Origin of the sequence: Paraburkholderia sp. A1RI_3L, assembly GCF_048957895.1 — a bacterium.
GTDB lineage: Bacteria > Pseudomonadota > Gammaproteobacteria > Burkholderiales > Burkholderiaceae > Paraburkholderia > Paraburkholderia kururiensis.
In genome coordinates, this window is record NZ_JARCHA010000010.1 from 268,936 (window position 1) to 288,331 (window position 19,396).

At 61.9% G+C, this 19,396-nt stretch carries 19 protein-coding genes; 6 read left to right on the forward strand and 13 right to left on the reverse strand.

Annotation, left to right across the window (positions count from 1 at the left end; all coding sequences use genetic code 11):
* Position 1: 1 nt before the first annotated feature.
* The 4 genes from PXJ20_RS24915 to PXJ20_RS24930 are packed head-to-tail and all read right to left on the reverse strand — an operon-like array spanning position 2 to position 3,484.
* Positions 2-361, reverse strand: a complete 360-nt coding sequence (locus PXJ20_RS24915; RefSeq protein WP_413215532.1) for a Rieske (2Fe-2S) protein — start codon at positions 359-361, stop codon at positions 2-4.
* 12 nt (positions 362-373) lie between these two features.
* A complete protein-coding gene (locus tag PXJ20_RS24920) occupies positions 374-1,324 on the reverse strand; it encodes a VOC family protein (RefSeq protein ID WP_277598770.1) in 951 nt (316 codons plus the stop codon).
* Between the two features lie 26 nt (positions 1,325-1,350).
* Entirely contained in the window at positions 1,351-2,514 is a 1,164-nt protein-coding gene (locus PXJ20_RS24925) for an alpha/beta hydrolase family protein (RefSeq protein ID WP_421031773.1), read from the reverse strand.
* A 55-nt stretch (positions 2,515-2,569) separates the two neighbouring features.
* Entirely contained in the window at positions 2,570-3,484 is a 915-nt protein-coding gene (locus PXJ20_RS24930; protein WP_017774860.1) for a SphA family protein, read from the reverse strand.
* Positions 3,485-3,779: 295 nt separating this feature from the next.
* On the opposite strand from PXJ20_RS24930, the gene PXJ20_RS24935 reads away from it, so the two are divergent.
* A complete protein-coding gene (locus tag PXJ20_RS24935; RefSeq protein WP_421031772.1) occupies positions 3,780-4,706 on the forward strand; it encodes a LysR family transcriptional regulator in 927 nt (308 codons plus the stop codon).
* A gap of 348 nt (positions 4,707-5,054) precedes the next feature.
* On the opposite strand, the gene PXJ20_RS24940 is transcribed toward PXJ20_RS24935, so the two are convergent.
* From PXJ20_RS24940 to PXJ20_RS24950, 3 genes are read right to left on the reverse strand one after another with little or no spacing between them, the layout of a single operon-like run.
* The gene (locus PXJ20_RS24940) at positions 5,055-6,299 is read right to left on the reverse strand and encodes a D-amino acid dehydrogenase (protein WP_421031771.1); all 1,245 of its coding nucleotides are present in this window, start codon (positions 6,297-6,299) and stop codon (positions 5,055-5,057) included.
* Positions 6,296-7,753 (reverse strand): N-acyl-D-amino-acid deacylase family protein, encoded by a 1,458-nt coding sequence (locus tag PXJ20_RS24945; RefSeq protein WP_421031770.1) that lies wholly within the window; start codon positions 7,751-7,753, stop codon positions 6,296-6,298. Before PXJ20_RS24945 ends, PXJ20_RS24940 begins: the two co-directional genes overlap by 4 nt.
* Before the next feature lie 7 nt (positions 7,754-7,760).
* On the reverse strand, positions 7,761-8,981 hold the full coding sequence (locus tag PXJ20_RS24950) for an MFS transporter (RefSeq protein WP_421031769.1): 1,221 nt from the start codon (positions 8,979-8,981) through the stop codon (positions 7,761-7,763).
* Between the two features lie 82 nt (positions 8,982-9,063).
* On the opposite strand from PXJ20_RS24950, the gene PXJ20_RS24955 reads away from it, so the two are divergent.
* Positions 9,064-10,026, forward strand: a complete 963-nt coding sequence (locus PXJ20_RS24955) for a LysR family transcriptional regulator (RefSeq protein ID WP_421031768.1) — start codon at positions 9,064-9,066, stop codon at positions 10,024-10,026.
* Between the two features lie 595 nt (positions 10,027-10,621).
* Here the strand turns inward: PXJ20_RS24955 and PXJ20_RS24960 are convergent.
* Positions 10,622-11,503 carry a LysR family transcriptional regulator gene (locus PXJ20_RS24960; RefSeq protein WP_421031767.1) on the reverse strand — a complete coding sequence of 294 codons (882 nt, stop codon included), beginning with the start codon at positions 11,501-11,503 and terminating at the stop codon, positions 10,622-10,624.
* Positions 11,504-11,634: 131 nt separating this feature from the next.
* Here PXJ20_RS24960 and PXJ20_RS24965 point away from each other — a divergent pair, with 131 nt between their 5' ends.
* The 4 genes from PXJ20_RS24965 (at position 11,635) to PXJ20_RS24980 (ending at position 14,117) form a co-directional block, all read left to right on the forward strand.
* A complete protein-coding gene (locus PXJ20_RS24965) occupies positions 11,635-12,234 on the forward strand; it encodes an NADPH-dependent F420 reductase (RefSeq protein WP_421031766.1) in 600 nt (199 codons plus the stop codon).
* A 62-nt stretch (positions 12,235-12,296) separates the two neighbouring features.
* Positions 12,297-12,791 (forward strand): SRPBCC domain-containing protein, encoded by a 495-nt coding sequence (locus PXJ20_RS24970; protein WP_421031765.1) that lies wholly within the window; start codon positions 12,297-12,299, stop codon positions 12,789-12,791.
* 28 nt (positions 12,792-12,819) lie between these two features.
* Positions 12,820-13,317 carry an SRPBCC domain-containing protein gene (locus PXJ20_RS24975; RefSeq protein WP_421031764.1) on the forward strand — a complete coding sequence of 166 codons (498 nt, stop codon included), beginning with the start codon at positions 12,820-12,822 and terminating at the stop codon, positions 13,315-13,317.
* 5 nt (positions 13,318-13,322) lie between these two features.
* On the forward strand, positions 13,323-14,117 hold the full coding sequence (locus PXJ20_RS24980) for an SDR family NAD(P)-dependent oxidoreductase (protein ID WP_421031763.1): 795 nt from the start codon (positions 13,323-13,325) through the stop codon (positions 14,115-14,117).
* A gap of 562 nt (positions 14,118-14,679) precedes the next feature.
* Here the strand turns inward: PXJ20_RS24980 and PXJ20_RS24985 are convergent.
* The 5 genes from PXJ20_RS24985 to fmdA form a co-directional block, all read right to left on the reverse strand.
* Entirely contained in the window at positions 14,680-15,633 is a 954-nt protein-coding gene (locus PXJ20_RS24985; RefSeq protein WP_421057442.1) for a quinone oxidoreductase family protein, read from the reverse strand.
* A gap of 64 nt (positions 15,634-15,697) precedes the next feature.
* Positions 15,698-16,264, reverse strand: a complete 567-nt coding sequence (locus tag PXJ20_RS24990; RefSeq protein WP_027792443.1) for a TetR/AcrR family transcriptional regulator — start codon at positions 16,262-16,264, stop codon at positions 15,698-15,700.
* A gap of 413 nt (positions 16,265-16,677) precedes the next feature.
* Positions 16,678-17,703 carry an aliphatic amidase gene (locus PXJ20_RS24995; RefSeq protein WP_421031761.1) on the reverse strand — a complete coding sequence of 342 codons (1,026 nt, stop codon included), beginning with the start codon at positions 17,701-17,703 and terminating at the stop codon, positions 16,678-16,680.
* Between the two features lie 79 nt (positions 17,704-17,782).
* Complete coding sequence (locus tag PXJ20_RS25000; RefSeq protein WP_017774844.1) at positions 17,783-18,127, reverse strand: FmdB family zinc ribbon protein; 345 nt, start codon at positions 18,125-18,127, stop codon at positions 17,783-17,785.
* 25 nt (positions 18,128-18,152) lie between these two features.
* On the reverse strand, positions 18,153-19,391 hold the full coding sequence (gene fmdA / locus PXJ20_RS25005; RefSeq protein ID WP_017774843.1) for a formamidase: 1,239 nt from the start codon (positions 19,389-19,391) through the stop codon (positions 18,153-18,155).
* Positions 19,392-19,396: the final 5 nt, after the last annotated feature.

The following is a 19,396-nucleotide window of genomic DNA, read 5'->3' on the forward strand; positions in this document are numbered from 1 at the left end:
GTCATGTCTCGTGCCGGATCAGCATGATCTCGCCGTCGCGGGTCACTTCTATCGGCACAGGAATCAGCCGCTGGCCGAGGCACGGGCCGAGCAGGCACACGCCGCTCGCCATGTCGAACTGCGCCCCGTGCGCATGGCAGACGATGCGTGTGGCGTCGCCGTTCAGATAGGCGTCTTTGCGCCAGGCCATCGGCGTGTCGCCGAAATGCGGGCATGCGTCGCGCCACGCGTGCAGCGCCTCGCCGCGGCGCACGACGAAGAGCGTGTCGCGCCCCGTGCCGTCCGGATCGAAGCCGCGCGCGCCGGGATCGGGCAGATCCGCGACGCTTGCGAGGCGCACCAGAAGCAATGGGCCTGACATGGCAGTGTCCGGTCAATCCGCCTTGACGGCGGGCGGCGGCGCCGCGCCCGGCGCCCAGTTCTCGCGATGCTGGAACAGAAAGAGCTGCGACGTATCCGCGCCCAGGGGCGCCTCGCGCGCGGTCCACGCCGTATCGTGCAGGTCCATGTCGGCGTCGTACTCCACGTGGCAGCCGAACGGGCTGTTGAAGTACCAGAACCAGTTGGAGCCGAAGCGGTGACGCCCCGGGCCCCAGAACGACTGGTATCCCTTCGCGACGAAACGCGTGCCTGCCTGAAGCACCTCGGTGGGGCCGCCCATATGAAACGTAAAGTGTTCGCAGCCCTTCATGAACGGCGGCGTCTCGATCATGAACAGCGTGTGATGGTCGAGCGTGCCGGCCGGTTGCAGGAAAGGGCCAACGCCCGTGAAGCGGTCCGTGCAGCGAAAGCCGAGCCGCTTGACGTAGAACGCCTCGGCGCGCGCGGCGTCCGGCACGAAGTAGACGACGTGCGAAAGCGTACGCGGTGTAAGCGCGGCATCGTCGCGCACGCCGACCACGTTCGGCGCGCGCAGCGCCGGCGCGCCAGGCGCGTTCACGGGCTCGGCGGGCAGCGCAAGCGGACGGCGCCTCGTGACCTGAAAGCCGATGGCAAAGCCCATGTCGTCCACCGATTCGATCGAGCCGTCGGCAAGCGTGCGCACTTCGCGGTCGCGACGCAGTTCGCCGGCAATCGCATCAAGCGTCGCGGCATCGGCCACACCGTAGACCGTCTTGCGCAGCATGCTCGCTGTGCCGAGCGAGGGCGCGAGGCGCGCATCGTCGCGATGCGCGATTTCGATGCCCGTGCCGTCGAGCGCTTCGAAGCGCCCGCCCGTTGCGTCGCGGCGCACCGGCAACAGGCCGTAGTCGATCAGATATTGGCCGCAGGCGGCAACGTCGTCCACGCCGAAGACCAGCGTATCGAGTCCGATGATGTTCATGAGATAGGCGTTCTAAAAAAAGTGGATCAGCGTGCGGTGCGTCCGCCGAGCGTTTCGGCAACCCAGTCGGCAATGAAGTGCCCCGCGTTGATGGAGTTATCGAAGCTCGAGTGCTGCACGCCGCCTTCGCGTTCGGTGAAGATCTTCAGTTCGCGCTTCGGGCTGTTCACGAGCTGCTCGTAGGTGCGATGCGCCCAGGCCACCGGGATCTGCGAGTCCTTCGAGCCGTGCGTCACGAGGAACGGCACCTTGATGCGCTCGACCACGCCGTCGAGATGCACGTTTTCGGCAATGCGCATGAAGTCGTCGATGTCTTTGGCGCCCCAGACCCAGCACACGTGCTTCCAGTAATGCGGCACGGGGAAGTTGCCTTCGCGCTGCAGGCGTTTCTTCTGCACGTCGCGCCAGTCGTGATTGGCACCCCACACCACGCCGCACGCGAAGCGCGGCTCGAAGGCGACCGCGCGCGGACAGTAGTAGCCGCCAAGCGAGACGCCCTCCATGCCGATCCGCTTCGCGTCCACGTCGTCGCGCGTTTCGAGCCAGTCCACGATGGGGCTCGCCCAGACCTCGCTGTTGTAGACCGCATGCAGGCCATGAAGCCGCAGCGCTTCGCCCGTGCCGGGCTGATCGACGACGAGCGACGACACACCGCGCCGCGCGAGCCATGCCGGCAAGCCCACGAGGTACTTCATCTCCTTCGTGGAATCGAGCCCGTTCACCTGCACGAGCAGCGGGCTTTGCGCGCCATCGGCCTGCTCCGCCTTCACGAGCAGACCGGAGAGGTGCCCGTTGCCGTATGGAATGGCAACGCGCTCGCAGTTTTCGCCCGTCAGCGCGATGGCCCGGTCGAACGTATCGAGCGAACGGCGGTACAGGTCGATGCGCCCGGGCGCATCGTGCGCGAGCATGCGCTCGGCCGTGATGAGATACATCGCGGCACGCCGGTATTTCTCGCCCGCGGAGAGCTGCCGGCCTTGCGCTTCGTCTTCACACGCCAGGTCGCACAGGCGGTCGGCCGTCTTGACCCAGGCTTCGCGAAACGCGCGCGTGCCTTCCGCATCGGGCTGCCGCGAGGCTTCCTGCAGCGGCGCGCACATGTCCTCGATTTCGCCCATGCGCGCGCCCATTTCGATGGCGAGATCGACAGACAGATTCCAGACGTAGTTGGTAGGAAAGTAGCGAAACATACGGATTACCTTCGTTGAAATGACGTATTGCCTGCGATGGCGCGCGTGAGCGTGCCTAGCCCTTGCGCCCGAAGCCCGGCCACAGGGGAATGGCGATGTTCAGCCACACGTTGTTGCTCTTCGACGTATTCGCGGCATACACGCCCTGCTGATAATTGAGGTTGATGTTCCAGCTTCTCGCGTCGTAGACGAGCGAGGGGCCGATGCCGAACGTGCGCATGCGGTTGCCCACGTTCACGCCATTTGCCTTGTCGTCGCTGAACTGATTCAGATACGCGCCCACCACGCCGAGCTTCCACGGGCCAAAGTTCCAGCCGGCCTCGAACTCGCCGACATAGCCGTCGCCGGAGCGATAGTTCGTCGTGCCATTCTTTGCGTTGAGCAGCAGGCGGTTGGCAATGCCGATGTCGATGCCGTTGGGCACGTTGTAGCGAATGGAGAAGACCGGCTGCACCGACGTGTAGCCCACCGCCACGCTCGCCTTCACGGGGCTGTAGGAACCCGTCTCGAACGCGACGTCGATGCCTGACGCAATCGCAAGGTTTTGCGACACGTTCCATTGCACCAGCACCGGTGTCAGCGTGATGTTGGAAAGACCGTTCTGCGTGCCCGATTGCCCCGCTACGCTGGTATGCAGCGAGACGACCGGAATGACGAGCTGCGAGTAGACGTTCGCGCCCAGCAAATGAAACGGATACGCCACGAGCAGACGCGTGGTCTCGGAAAACACCGACGAATGAAACGGGATGGGCAGCTTCTTGCCGTCATTGCCGTAGAGCCCGTTCGCAAAGCTGTAATTGAACTGCTCCAGCGCAAACAGACCCGGAATGGGCGGAAGATTGGCGAAATTCGTGGCCACCGCGCCCGCGGGATACGGCGAAACGCCGCCTTCGAATGCCTGCGCTTCGTTCATCGAAACGACGGCCAACACGGCGCAGCCGATGGCCCTTGCGACCGGATTCTTCAACATGCTGTCTCCTCAACCTGCGCGGCGCTCGTGCCGCGCGGCGTCTCTTTAGTAGTGGAAAGCGTGGTGTGCACAGTGCACGTACGCGCGGTACGTGCACGCTGAAAGTGCCCTGACGCTGGCCTCCCGATGCAATGCATGCGTGATCGCGTCGAGATGTGACGTAGGTTAAGATAGCCGGACGTATTGGAGAAATGGATTCAATCCATGCGCGATATCGATGGTGTGAATACTCTCAGGCAAAACCCTGGTGCCGCCCTCACACCGCGACAAGAATAGAAGCACGGAGACAGCACGCATGCGGTTCAACAAGCTCGACCTCAACCTGCTTGTCGCGCTCGACGCGCTCTTGAGCGAGCAGAACATCAGCCGCGCCGCCGAGAAAATCCACCTGAGCCAGTCAGCCACGAGCAACGCGCTTGCGCGGTTACGCGAATACTTCGACGATGAACTGCTCGTGCAGGTGGGTCGCAAGATGGAGCCCACGCCGCGTGCCGAGGCACTCAAGGACGCCGTGCGCGACATCCTCGTGCGTGTCGATGCGACGGTGGCAGCGCAGCCCGAATTCGTGCCCGCGCAGGCCAATCGACTGTTCAGGCTGTTCGTGTCCGACTACACGATGACGACGCTGATTCCGCACCTGTTCAGGCTCGCCTACGAGCAGGCACCCGGCATCCGTTTCGATCTGCGCCCGCAGGTCGCCTATCCGCACCGCGTGCTGGAGCGCGGCGAAGCGGACCTGCTCATCATCCCCAAGGAGTATTGCTCGACCGAGCATCCGGCCGAGGTGCTGCTGGAGGAAACGTTCTGCTGTGTCGTGTGGGAACACAGTCCACTCGCAAAGGGGGAGATGACGAATGAGCGTTACATGGGGGCCGGGCATATCGTCGTGCAGGTAGGCGAGGGGCAGACCGCGCTCGAAGCCTGGTTCATGCAGCGGCTTGGCGTCGTGCGACGTGTGGAGGCAAGCACGTACAGCTTCTTCTCGCCCCCGCATCTGCTCATCGGCACGAACCGCATCGCCACCATGCACCGGCGGCTTGCCGAAGTGGCTTCGCGCAGCCTGCCCATCGTGCTGCGCGACGTACCGGTCGCCGTGCCCACGATGGAACAGTCCGTTCAATGGCACAAGCATCGCACGTCGGATCCGGGTCTCACGTGGTTGCGCGCGCTGCTGAAAGAGGCCGTGTCGACAATGGACCGCGCACGCCATGGCATCGTTTAGCTCATCGCGAGCGGCGTCCACGCAGGCGACTGCACCGATGAAAACGTTATGTTCCCGTTCGTAGGTAATATTTCAGCGGGTAGTAACCGTGCAGGTGGACGGCCAACCGACACGCGTCGTGCACGCGGGCGAGTCCTTCCAGTCGCCCGCCTATGCTTCGCACACGACAACAGCGGGCCCGGACGGTGCACGCGTGCTGGCCAGCTGGGCACACGTGCCGGGCCAGCCACCCGGCTGAAATGGCGATACGCGTGATCTTCGCCCGTTGCAGGCGACTCTCTTCCTGGCACCCACAGGGTGAGGACCTGGATTGCGGTAAGCACCGTCCTGCTCGTCGAAGTCATTCGTTCACAACAAAAACTCGTCCGCAGCAGACTTGCGTTCCCGGCCGGCAATTCTGTCGGCCACCCCTTTACCGCTGCCGAGCGCCAGCGTAAAGCCCAACGCGCCATGACCGACGTTCAACCACAGGTTCCGATATCGCGTGCGCCCGAGTATCGGCGTGCCCGTAGGGGTCGCGGGCCGCAGACCGGCCCACGGTTCAGTTGATGCGTAGTGGCCGGCCTCGGGAAACGCCGCCTCCACCTCAGTTCTCAACGTGGCCACACGCGATGGATCAATGGTTGCCCGCTGCCCATTCAGATCAGCCATGCCGGCGATTCTCAACCGGTCGCCAAGACGGGCATACACGATCTTGCGCTGGAAATCGGTCACGCTGATCGACGGCGCCGCAGCCTGGTTTCTTACCTTCACGGTCAGGCTGTAACCCTTCAGCGGATAGAGCGGCGCCCGGATGCGCAGCGGCCGCAGCAGCGCAACACTGGCCGTTCCCGCCGCCACCATGATGTGCTCGGTGTCCAGCATTTCCCCTGCGGCGAAAGCGCCGATCCGGCCCGAGCCATCTTCGCGAAGAGCGTCAATTTGCGTGGCGAAGCGAAACCGCACACCTTCGCGCCGCAAACGCCGTTCAAGACCGACGCAGAAGCGATAGCAGTCGCCGCTGTCCTCGCTTGCCGTATAGATGCCGCCCGCCAGATGCCTGCCCATATGCGCCAGGGCCGGTTCTGCGTCTACGCATTCATCTGCGGTCATGGCCTGCTGCTCACAGCCCAGTGTTCGCTGGTAGTCGAGCAGTCGGCGTGCCTTGTCGAATGAAGCAAAGTCGCGATGAAGCACCAGTTTGCCGCTATTCGCATAGTCGAAGGCGATATCCGGTTCGCGGGCAACGAACTCATGCATCAGTGCGCGGCTGAACATCGCCAGGCCCAGCAGACGGCGCGTCGTCAGGTCGCTTTGCCGTTGGCTGCACGCGCGCACGAAGCTCAGACACCACCGCCATTGATCCGGATCGAGCGCCGGGCTGAAGCGCACCGGCGAGTCGGCGCGCAACAGCCACGCCGGCAATTTGCCGAGCACGCCGGGTCCGGCGAGCGGCGCCACGTAGCTGTACGACAGCTGCCCGCCGTTGGCGTAGCTCGCCATCGTGCCGACGCCGCTGTTGCTGTCGACGACGGTCACGTCGTGGCCATCGGTCTGCAGGTAGTAAGCGGTCGATAAACCGATGACGCCAGCGCCTATCACGAGGACTTTCATGAAGCGCACACCCTGCGCGTGATGACCTGCCCGGCGCGCGCGCCGGCATGCAGGCCATCGCGCCATGTCAGCACACCGTTCACGATCACGGCCTCGATGCCCTCGGCCGCCTGGATCGGTCTTTCGTAACTGGCGACGTCGCGAATCGTCTCGGGATCGAACACGACGACGTCGGCATGATTGCCCACCGCCAACGTGCCGCGCCCACTGAGTCCGAAATTCCTGGCTGTCAGACCCGTCATTTTCCATACCGCCGTCTCGAGATCGAACAGACGCAGATCGCGACTGTAGTGCCCGAGAATGCGCGGGAATGTACCCCACAGACGTGGATGCGGCCGCGCGCCGACGGCGAGGCCGTCCGAGCCGATCATCGTTTCATCGAAGGCGAGGATCGCGCGCACGTCGCCCTCGTCCATGCCGAAGTAGATCGCGTTCGCGGGTTGGAGCCGCGCGGCCGCTTCTTCCCTGGAGACGCCCCACCCTGCAGCAATCTCGCCGAGTTCCCGGCCAGCCTGCTCAGGATGCGGCTCGCTCGAACTGATCACGATACGTTCGCGGAGCTTCGCGGGGTCGCTATGCAACATCGTGGAACTGGCGTTATACGGATAACAGTCCAGCGCCACGCACTGGCAGCGCATCGCCTGCCGGATACGCGGCAGCGTCACGGCCGACTTGCCGTGATTCGACGCCCGCAACAGTTTGTGATGCGAAATAATGACCGGGCAGCCCAGTTCGCGCCCAATCAGGAAGCTCTCTTCGAGAGATTCCATCGACCCGTCCGCTTCGTCGCGCATATGCGTGGCATAGACCGCGCCGGTTCCGGTGAGCGGACGACAGACGTCAATGATTTCCTGGGTCGGTGCGTGAGCCGCGGGCGGGTAGTACGTGCCGGTGGATATCCCTATTGCACCTGCCGCCAGCGCTTCCTCAAGCAGTTCGCGCATCGCGGCGATTTCGAAGTCGCGTGCGGGACGATCGAGCGCATCCATCGTCAGCACACGCAATGTCGAATGGCCGACCATCGGTGCAACGTTCACCGCAGACGGCGCGCTGCGCAGCGCAGCGAGATAGCTGCCAAACGTTGCGTAGCGCTCGCTGTTGCCGGCATCGAGCAGATTGAGCGGCGCAGGCAGCGGCGTATCGTCGCGAAACGGCGCAATGCTGATTCCGCAGTTTCCGGTGACGACGGTCGTCACGCCTTGCGAGATCTTGGCCGTCATGTCCGGCTGCGCAAGCACCGCCTGGTCGTCGTGAGCATGCGAATCGATGAAGCCTGGCGCGACGATCTTTCCGCTTGCATCGAGCCGTTTGGTGGCGTTGCAATCAGCGAGGTTGCCGATAACGGCGATTCGTCCGTTTCTGATACCGATGTCGGCTCGCGTGCGGGGCGCACGCGTCCCGTCGATCAGCATGCCGCCGTGGACGATAAGGTCGAGTTCGGAATGGATGTACATGGCTGGCTCAGGCGGACAGACGCGGCTGCGCGCGCCACGTCGTGGCAACGATGAAAGCAAGCAGCGCGCTCGACACCAGAAACGACAGCGCGACGAGATAGCTGCCGTGGAACGCGACAATCAACGCACCCATCACGGACGGCGCGAGTGAGCCGGCAATCTGGCCGCCGAAATTCATCAGGCCGGTTGCGCTGCCAATCAGATGCTCCGGAAAATACTTGAGTGGAATCGAGAACACCGTGGCATAGACGAAGTTGAACGACAGCAGGCAGAGCGTCCAGTACGCCACGAGCAGGGTGATAGACGTCGTCGAGATCATCAGTGCGAGAAACACTGCGGAACCGAGTGCGCCAGCCATCATGAAGTGCTTTTCACGCCCCTTGCCGTGACGGTCGAGCAGCCAGCCGACGACGTTCGTGCCGAGAAACGCGATCAGATACGGAATGGTCGATGCAATGCCGACATGCAGCAGATCGATGCGATAAGCCTTCAGCAGATAGGACGGCATCCAGGAAATCATTCCGATATAGACGATGCTGGTGCCGAACCAGATGAAAGTCAGCTTCAGTGCGTCCGGACGCCGGAGAAGTTCACGCAGCTGGTGCTTCGGACGCGCCGCCATCCTGCCGCGTTGGCCCGCCATGCCACCCCTCAGCGCGAGCCACAGCATCACGGCGACAGCCAGGCCGACGACCGAGAGAATATGGAATGCGCTGCGCCAGCCGAGATACACGACGGCCAGCGCGACGCCTGCTGAGCCTGCGGCATTGCCAAGGAAGACGGTCGAAATGAGAAACGACTTGGCACGCGCGCGTTCCGGCTTCGGAAACGTCTCAGCGACCGTTACCGAACTGGCCGGTGAAAAAAATCCCTCTCCGACGCCGAACATGAAACGGATCACCAGTAGCGATCCGAACGACCACGCCAGTCCCGTCAGGCCTGTAAACAGCGACCATAACGTCACACACATGACGACAACAATGCGCGAACCGTAGCGGTCCGAGAGCCAGCCGCCGAGCAGTTGCATCACGGCGTAGCTGACGTAGAACACGCTGAGCAGCAGACCGGCCTGGCCGGCGTCGAGTGCGAATTCCCGGCGGATCGGGATAATCGCGGTGCTCATCACGATCCGGTCGGAATAGCCGATTGCCCATGCGAGGAACAAGGCGGCGAGACAAACCGTTTTCTGCATCCGTGTGTATGCGGGACTGACCGCTTGTGCTTCCATGTGCGTCTCCTGGTGCGATCGCGTATAGGTTGGAAGCGACTATAGAAGCTGGATGGCGAGACCGTCGAATGAGACAAAATCGATGGGCTATAACCGCAGGCTATATACTTTTCTCACACGAAAAGGAGCCCGCATGCGCCTTCGACACATCGAAGTATTCTCCGCCATCATGAAGACGGGCAGCGCGGTCGGCGCAGCCAGGGTGCTGAACATCTCGCAGCCGGCCGTCAGCAAAATGCTCCAGCACGCGGAGCGCACGCTCGGGTTCGCACTGTTCGTGCGGTCGAAAGGCAAACTGGTGCCGACGCCCGAGGCGCTGCGTTTGCAGGAAGAGTTGCAGCCGCTCGACGATCAGCTGGCGCGCGTTCACCGGGTCGTGGCGAACCTGTCGGCGGGCAAGGAAGCGCCGTTGCGGATTGCCGCGACGTCTTCGCTTGCCCATCATCTGGTGCCCTATGCGCTGGCGGACTGGGGCCGCGCGTTCCCGAACGCACAGTGCATGCTGGTCTCGTCGCTTACACGCGAGATGATCTACTGGCTGCTGATCGGCGAGATCGATATGGGTTTCACGATGCAGGCAATCTCTCAGCCCAATCTCGTGACCACGCCCGTCTGCAATTTCGACCTGTATGTCATCGCTCCACCGGACTGGTGGCCAAAGAGGGTGCTCAACCGCCCAGCGGTACCCGCCGATCTCGCGGGCCAGCCGTTTATCGCGCTCGATACCGCTTCGCCACTGGGCGTCACCGTCATGGGATGGCTCGATGGCGTCGAACCCGAAATCAAGGCATCGGTGAAGACATACGCACTGGCGCGCGCGCTGGTCGAAGCAAACGTGGGTATCGCAGTTGTCGATGGCTTCACGGCGCAAGCAGGTGCATCAGCAGGAAAGGTGCAGATGCGGCCCATCGTGTCCCCGACGGAAAACTGGGTGTATGCGTTGACCAATAGCTCGCGACCGCCGCCGCAAAGCGCGGACGTTCTCATAAGGTCGATGCAGGCGCTTGGTGGCTATTCTTCGTTGGGGCCTCAGAAGGAAAGCTGAAAAGACTCGGCGGTGCAGGATTTGGATAGATACCTGTCGGTATGGTCCCACTGAGCGACTCGCGCGGCTATCAGGCCGGAATGACTCCGGTTGTCTACCGGTGAAGAGACCTCGGCTCGCGAGGATGTCTGATTGCATACCGAACGCAAAGATCCTCCCATCGAGCGCATGCCATAGAAGGTTCCATCAGGGTTTTCCGCCGTCAACAGGGATGACCGGGCCGATGCAAGAAAAGGCGACGAACCGAATTGTCGACGAGTCAGGGACGATGTCGAACGGCCGAGGCTGCCGCCGACCAGAGTCCGACAACCGAGCGCGACAATCGCCTCGGCTGCGCGTTCGACGCAAGAGGCATAACACGGACCCTATGCAGTCGTTCGCGACCGTAGCGATGATCGTCGCGTCACCCATCCATTCCGGCCGTTCGTCGTGGGCAGGTTGCCGGCGAAAGTGTGCAGTGTCGCGAAACAATGAGCCTCGCCGACAGCACGCGTTATGGAGCGATGACGCACCGTAGCGCGAGCACATCGGCATCAGCGGTGGCACAGTGAACGGCGACCTTGATCGTGATCTTGAATTGCCAATCGCCGTGGAGCTAAATCCGTTGTGCGAGCGCATCTGCCAGAAAATCCGTGGCAGTGCGTACGCGGGTAGGCACAAACCGTCGCTTGGGCCAGACAAGGCTGACCTCCCTGGGCTGCCGCACGAAGTCATCGAGTACGGTGACGATGTCCGGGTGCCGAAACTCGCCCACTAACGAAGCGCGGTGAAACATGCCAATGCCGACGCCGGCCAGCACGCCCGCAAGAATCGTCTCCACGCTGTTGGACGACAGATTGCCGCGCACTGGCACATTGAACTGGCCTTCGGGCCCTGTGAACGGCCACTCCGTCATCTCGCCATAGACCAGACAGTTGTGGTCCTTGAGCTCGGCAGGCGTACGGGGTACACCGAACTTTTCAAAGTAACGGCGAGATCCGCCGCACACAAGCGAGGTAGCAGCCACACGGCGCATCACCGAATCGGGCTCTTCAACGGGACTCACGCGAATCGCAAGATCGATCCTGTCTTCCACCATATCGCGTACGGCGTCGGACAGAACCATATCGATCCGCAAGCCAGGATGTTGCGCCAGCAATGCGGGAATGAGCGGCAACACGTGCAGTCGGCCAAACGTCGAGGGTGCCGCGATCCTGATGAGGCCTGAAACGTCGAGCGTGGTGCTGGTCAGCTCGTTATCCGCCACCTGGATCTCGTCCACCAGTGGACCCATACGCTCGTAGTACAGCTGCCCCTGATCGGTCAGTGTCACTTTGCGCGTGCTGCGATGAAGCAGTGCCACGCCGAGGCGTTTCTCCAGCGCGTTCACGGCTTTACTGATGGCGGACTGCGACTCGCCAAGCCGTCGAGCGGCTGCGGAAAAGCCCCCTGCCTCCACGACGGCGATAAATGCATTCAGTTCCTGAAACCGATCCATCCGCGACCCCGCTATGGGCATTCGGAACTTATTCCAGTCTGGAATAAGTTCTATATCAAATACCGAAATTATCATTCGATTGAGCCGAAATTACTATTCTCCACGAGCTAACTCAAAGCAGGAGAAAGATCGTGAGTTATTCGATCATCGGTTTCGGCGCGGTGGGTCAGGCGCTGGCACGCGCCTTCGCGCGACAAAACATTGAAGTCGCTGTAGCCAGCCGGCGAGCGCCCGATGCGCTGCTGCCGGAAGCACAGGCTATCGGCCCAAAGGTCACTCCCAAGACGTTGCAGGACGCCGTGCAGGCCGACACGCTGATCCTCGCGGTGCCGTTCTGGGAGCACCGCAACGTCGCTGAGGTCCTGCCGGACTGGCAGGGCAAAACCCTCATCGACGCGACGAACGCGTTCGGGGTGCCTGTCGAGGAACTGGGAGGCTTGCCGTCATCGGCCGTCATTGCGCGCGCCTTCACGGGTGCCCGCTTCGTCAAGGGATTCAATCATCTGCCTGCACACGTGCTGGCGGCCAACCCCAAAGTCGGCGGCGGCCGGCGCGTCGTGTTTTTATCCAGCGACGACGAGGGAGTGGCGGCACCGGTAGCCAACCTCGCTGAACGGCTCGGCTTTGCGCCGGTCTGGTTGGGTGCACTCCGGGAAGGCGGCTCGCTCGTACAGGCAAGGGGCCGCGAGTGGGCGCCGCTCATCTTCAAGGATCTCGTAAGGCCTGAGTAGCTCGCGCGCCTCTCATGCCTGCGCAGCATTCGAGTCCACCGCTGTTCCATAAGGGAATCGCCATGTACGAAACAATCAAGTGGCCCGAGGAGATGAAACCGAGCCGCTCTCCGATCCATTTCACCAACGAGCTCGAGGTCCCGGCGTCCGTCCAGACGATCTGGTCCTTGCTGACCGATTTCAGGTCGTGGCCCGCTTTCTATCCCGGTGTTCAACACGTGCAGCCGCTTGACGGCGACGATCGCTTTGGCCTGGGTACGAGATTCGAGACGAATCTTGCCGGCCAGGATGTGTCCGCGTCCGTGCAGGAGTTCGAGCCGATGACCCGCATTGCGTGGGGCGGCTATCCAAAGGTTTCCAGTACGTCCCGGGCCTACCACGCCTGGATCATCACGCCCACGGCAAGTGGGTGCCATCTGTGGACCGAGGAGACGATGCAGGGACCGCACTGGCTGGAGCTCGCAAAGCAGGCACCTGACGTGTTCTGGCTCACCCACGAAAAGCTGCTCAGGAATCTCGCCGAAGTCGCCACGGCGCGTGAGCGTTCCCGCAGCTAACCCTACCGAAAAAACGGAGGTCCGATACATGATCGACAAAGTTAACTGGCCGGAACGCTATGACCCGCGTATCTCGGCAATTTACGCGCTCAATGACATCGACGTGAAAGCCCCGCCCGAAGTGGTCTGGAAACTCCTCGTCGACGCTGAGCGCTGGTCGCGCTATTTTCCGGCCGAAGATCAGGTCAGGATCATGTCCGGCGAACCGGAACTCGCGCTCGGCACACGCTACAGCCGCGTGACGGTCGGATATCCCATGTCGCTCGTCGTCACTGAGTGCGTGCCGAACCGCCGGCTGGCGTGGGCAACGACCGTCGATGGCGACGAAACCGGGTCGAGCGCCTATCACGGCTGGGTGATCACGCCGACCCAGGATGGTTGTCATCTGCTGACCGAAGAGACGCAGCAAGGCCAGTTCTTCGTGGAGCTGATCGGCAGCAGGAATCCCGGCGCGTTGTATCGCTATCACCAGGAATGGGTTGAATGCCTCGCCCGAGCCGCCGAAGCAGAAGCAGGACGGAGATAAGCGCCATGAAGATCGAACTCAATGGCCGCAAGGCAATCGTTACGGGCTCTACAGCGGGAATCGGCCGCGCAATTGCCGAGGGCCTGGCGCGGGCAGGCGCTGCGGTCGTGGTCAACGGTCGAACCCAGGAGCGGGTCGATGCCGCGCTGCGCGAAATGCGCGCGACCCTGCCGGACGCGGAACTGACTGGCGTTGCCGCCGACGTTGCGACGCCCGAAGGCTGCGCGACCTTGTTTGCACACGCGCCGGCCGCCGACATTCTTGTCAACAACGCAGGGACAGCGCGACTGAACGACTTTTTCGCACAGGACGACCGCGAATGGCTCGACCTCTTCCAGCTCAACGTGATGAGCGGTGTTCGCACCGCCCGCCATTACGTGCCGAAAATGGCGAAGCAGGGCTGGGGGCGCGTGGTGTTCGTCAGTAGCGAGTCTGGCCTGAATGTCCCGAAAGAAATGATCGACTACGGCATGACCAAGACCGCGATGCTCGCGGTGTCGAGAGGGCTGGCTGAACTGGTTGCCGGCACGGGCGTGACCGTCAATGCCGTGCTTCCCGGCCCGACCCGTTCGGAAATCCTGTCGAACTGGATGAAGGCGACCGCGCGAGAGCAGGGAATCACGCAAGAGCAGGCTGAACAACAGTTCCTGAAGACTTCGCGGCCAACATCGCTGATCAACCGTTTCGCCACGACGAACGAAGTTGCAAACATGGTTGTGTACGCATGCTCGGAGCAGGCGTCCGCCACGACGGGTGCAGCGTTGCGGGTCGATGGGGGTGTGGTTCGGACAATCGGATGAGACAACGGCCGGCCCGCCTGGTCGCAACCTATCGGCGCGATCACGCCCGTTTTCTCTTTAGACCGTCTTACGTGAGAAGCCTCGCGGCATAACAGTCGTGGCCGGCCCGGTGAGTGTAATAGCCATCTGGCCGCCTCTGAGTGAGCCTCGGACATGTCCGCCTTCTGGCCAGGAACGGTCGTCTGAATGATGAAGTGCCACGAACCGTGAAAAGCTCCTTCTGGCCGACCAGAGCCCCACGACCGTGCGCGGCGATCGTCACGGGCGTGCTCGCGATGCAAAAGGCGTGACCCGACCCGTTGCTGTCGCTCAAGCCGTGGTAGGCCTAAGGGCGGGTATCAGAGCGGAACGGTCATTCCGTATCGTTGCTCGACGACAAGTCATCGCCTCTCCTGCCGTTGGCTACTGGGCAGCTAATAGACGCTTTGTCGCCCTTCGCACCGTCATAGCCTCGAGTGTCAGATACCGTTGCGAGTGAACGAGTTGCACGTTTTGCATAACGAAACAGCAAACTCTGACCCCGATCAGTATGTTCGCTGCTCGGTGTCTCCTGCCGGTCAAATCATGGAATAAGCAGCAACTTGCCAGAAGTCTTACGGCTCCACATATCGGCTTGAGCTTTTGCCGCATCTGCCAACGGGTATACGCCGCCATTGTGTACCTTGAGAACCCCTTTACGCACCCAACTGAACAGCTGCGCTGCATGCGAGCGCAGCAACTCCGGGGTCCGAATATGGTTCGCGAAAGAGGCATATCCGATCTTGATGCTCTTGGGTAGCCGGAACAGCTCTATCGTCGCATCTGCTCCTAGAACCGGTCCGTACCAGCAAAAGGTACCTGAATAACGCAACACGTCAAGCGACGCCTGGAATGTCGTCGGTCCCGAGCCATCGTACACCACATGCACGCCGTCTCCTCCCGTAATGTCCATCACGGCATTAACGAAATTGCCCTCGCGATCCACAATTACATGATCCGCACCGGCGGCTTTAGCTAACGCAGCCTTAGATTCCGACGAAACACGGCCAATGACTGTACCGCCACGCAACTTGATGATTTGAGCCAACAACGAACCTACGCCCCCGGCGGCGGCATGCACCAGTGCGATATCGCCCTGCTGGATCGGATAGAAGTCGGTGGCGAAATGACTGGCAGTGAATCCATTCATCATGAGCGACGCCGCGACACGGTCGTCAATGTCGTCTGGCACCAGCGCTAGCGCAGCCGCCGGCAGCACGACCTTTTCCGCATAGCTGCCTGGCGCATATGCCCAAGCCACACGCTGACCGACCTCAAGATCGGACACGCCCTCACCCAGTGCCAGCACACGTCCCGCACCCTCCACGCCAATTATTTTAGGATTGGGCATGTTGGTCCATGCCATTCCTTGGCGAACTCCAATATCCATGAAGTTCACGCCAGCCACAGCGATGCCGACCAGCACTTCATCCGGACCAGGAACCGGATCATTTCGCTCGACATACTCAAGCATGTCTACATCGCCAACGCCGTTCATCACCACTGCTCTCATCATACCCTCCAATACTGGAATGATTGTTCCATTAAAAGGCAAAAAATTTTCACATCAAGACTCGCATCGCCAACCGGCCTAGGGATGCCAATTCCGGGTCGCTGGCACCTCCGCGTGCCGACAACCGAATAGCAGCAATATTTGCAACCAGAAAGCTTGCAGCCTGTTCGGCGTCAACTTCCCGTGAAACGTCACCTTGTGCCTGGGCCTCCTGCACCCTTTTTGTCAGCGCCTTGAGCAAGAATTTACCGATCCCTTCGCGCAATTTCGTCAGTTCCGGCTCCGAGTCTCCGAACTCGCTGATTGAACCCACACCCAAACAGGGCCGACGGGCCTCATGCACGACGCGATTCATCATCGCGCGCAAACCGTCGATGGCCTTGTGACCTTGATTCAGCGCGTCAAGGTGCGCCTGACGTTCGGTGTCACCGTATCGCTTTACTGCTGCGCAATAGAGCCCCCACTTGTCGCCAAACGTGTCGTACAAGCTTTGTCGACCGATCCGCATTGCTTCGACCAGCATGCCGGCCGAGGTGCCTGCATAGCCATGCGAGCGAAAGACGTCGATTGCGGCATCTAGGACCTGGTCAATATCGAACTCTTTGTTTCTAGCCATGAGGCCATTCTATCGATACTGGAACAAACGATCAAAATAAGATGATGTTTCGGGCTGGTTGCCTGGAACTTGTATCCGGCCGCGCAATTACAGGCAAATTTTGCGCCACTTGGCCGATACTCCAGCGTATCGTAAACTCGTTCGATGGCGGAGAGAGCTGACATTCAACTACGCAGGTTTGCGAGTGTCAGCAATGGGATGTGCATCTGCTCCACAGCCCCACATCACCGAATGCCGGCTTTGGCCGACGTCCTTCCATCCCGCATTCGGCAGGTTCCGAAGTAAACTGACCATCGGTATGGCGTCTTTCTGTGCTGCGTGAATGGCAACTATTGGCCGATACCGGAAACCCGCCCGCTCTTCTCCGCACGCAACGAACCTGCGCCAGCGTTTCGCGGCGCGAGGCCAAGGCTCTACTCGCCGTGCGGGATACCTTCTATCGGGCACTCCGCCGTGCCGGGCGTGGTGCGCGTGAGTGCCTCCACCGCGCGCCGCGTGCCTTCGGGGTCTTCGATCCATTTCCGGTAGAACCCGAACGGGCACGCGGCCACACCGTCGGCGCCGTCGCCGGAATGAAGCGTTCCCGTGTAGCCACGATGAAGCAGCTTGTACAGATGGTTTTGCGACTGCATGTTGCGCCGCGCGTCGCGAATCATGCCGAGCGATAGCTCCGCGTACTGCACACCCATTTCTTCTTCGCCGCACTCGCCTAGCGTGCGCCCGTCGAAGCCGACGATCGCCGAATGACCGAAGTACGAATACACGCCGTCCCACCCGGTCGCGTTCGCTACCGCGACATACGTGTTGTTCATCCACGCCATGGCCTTTGCGACCATCACCTGCTGCTCCTTGGCGGGATACATATACCCCTGGCAGCGCACGATGAGTTCCGCGCCACCCATCGCGCAATCGCGCCAGATTTCCGGATAGTTGCCGTCGTCGCAGATGATGAGGCTGATCTTGATGCCCTTCGGCCCTTCCGTCACGTACGTACGGTCGCCGGGATACCAGCCTTCTATCGGCGTCCACGGCATGATCTTGCGGTACTTCTGCACGATCTCGCCGCGGTTGTCGATGAGCACCAGCGTGTTGTACGGCACCTTGTCCGGGTGGGCTTCGTGCCGTTCGCCGGTCAGTGAAAATACGCCCCACACGTTGGCCTTGCGGCACGCCGCCGAAAATATTTCGGTTTCCTCTCCAGGTATCGTGGCCGCCGTGTCGAACATCTCCTGGCGGTCATACATGATCCCGTGCGTCGAATATTCCGGGAACACGACGAGGTCCATGCCAGGCAGCCCCTGCTTCATACCGACCACCATGTCGGCAATCTTGCGCGCGTTCTCCAGCACTTCGGCTTTCGTGTGCAGGCGCGGCATCTTGTAGTTGACGACCGCAACACCCACGCAGTCACGGCTGCTCGAAATATCACCATGTCGCATGACTCGTTTCTCCTTGAAGACGCGTAATCCGGGTGCGCGGCCCGTCGCAACGGCCCGCGCTGTGGTTAGTGGTTAGCGGCTAATGACTGATCATCCACGGGCGCCCCGCCGGCCGCTTGAGTGCTGCCGACGTCTGCGCGCTCGCACCGGCAAGCGGCGTGCGGCCACTGGAGCAGCAACTGCAGCCAGGCCGGTGGCGAAGCGGCGGCCCGTCCGCGGACTGGCGCGGCGCGTGAGCCGCACGCTCGTTGGTTGCCTGCGCGATGCGGCTCGCGCCCGCCATCAATGCGAGCGCAGGCGCGGTCATCACGCGCGATGCCTCGCCGCCGCAATCCGCGCAACGGCAGGGCATATCGCGGTCTGCAATGCGTCGCATGACGGCGAACGGCCCGCAATTGGCGCACTCGAAGTCGTAGATCGGCATATCGGGCTCCGAATCAATCAGCGGTTCACGACTTCACGAGATCCGGCGAGCACGGCATGTCCACACCGCCCTGCACGTGGCGAAGCGGTCCCTGAGCGTTCGGGCGGATATCGAAGTCGAAGATCTGCGTAGGCAACCACAGCGTCGCGCACGCGTTCGGAATGTCCACCACGCCGCTAATATGCCCCTGCACCGGCGCGCACCCCAGCAGCGAATAAGCCTGCGCCCCTGAATAGCCGAACTTCTTCAGATACTCGATGGCATTGAGGCACGCCTGGCGATACGCCACCGTCACGTCGAGGTAGTGCTGGCCGCCTTGTTCGTCCACCGAAATGCCTTCGAAGATCAGATAGTCGTTGTAGGCAGGCGTAATCGGGCTTGGCTGGAACACGGGATTGCGGATGCCGTATTTCTCCATGCCGCCTTTGATCAGGTTCACGCGCATGTGCACCCAGCCGGCCATCTCGATCGCGCCGCAAAACGTGATCTCGCCGTCGCCCTGGCTGAAATGCAGGTCGCCCACTGAGAGGCCGGCGCCGTCCACGTAGACGGGGAAGAACACCTTCGATCCGCGCGAGAGGTCCTTGATGTCGCAATTGCCGCCGTGCTCGCGCGGCGGCACAGTGCGCGCGCCTTCGGCAGCGGCCTTGTCGCGCGCCTCGCCGGCCAGCTTGCCCATATGCGCCGTTGCGGCAAACGGCGGATTCGCGAGCGGCGGCACGCGCTCCGGCGCCGTCGCGATCAGCCCCGTCTCGCGTGCGTTCCACGTTTCGAGCAGCTTCGGGTCGGGCAGGCAGCCGATCAACCCTGGATGAATCAGCCCCGCGAAGTTGACGCCAGGAATATGGCGCGAACTCGTATAAAGACCGTGGAAATCCCAGATAGATTTCTGCGCGTGCGGAAAGTGGTCGGTCAGGAAGCCACCGCCATTCGTTTTCGAGAAGAAGCCATTGAAGCCCCACTGGCTGTCGGCCTTCGCACCGATGTCGAGCAGATCCACCACGAGCAGGTCGCCCGGCTCCGCGCCATGCACGCCAACCGGTCCCGACAGAAAATGGACGATCGAGAGATCGATATCGCGCACGTCGTCGGCGCTGTCGTCGTTCTTGATGAAGCCGCCGGTCCAGTCGTAGGTCTCCAGAACGAAATCGTCGCCGGGGTTCACCCAGCAGGCCATCGGAATGTCCGGGTGCCAGCGGTTGTGAACCTGTTCGTTTTCATAGGCGGACTGGTTCAGATCGACCTTGATGAGCGTTTCAGCCATTGCAA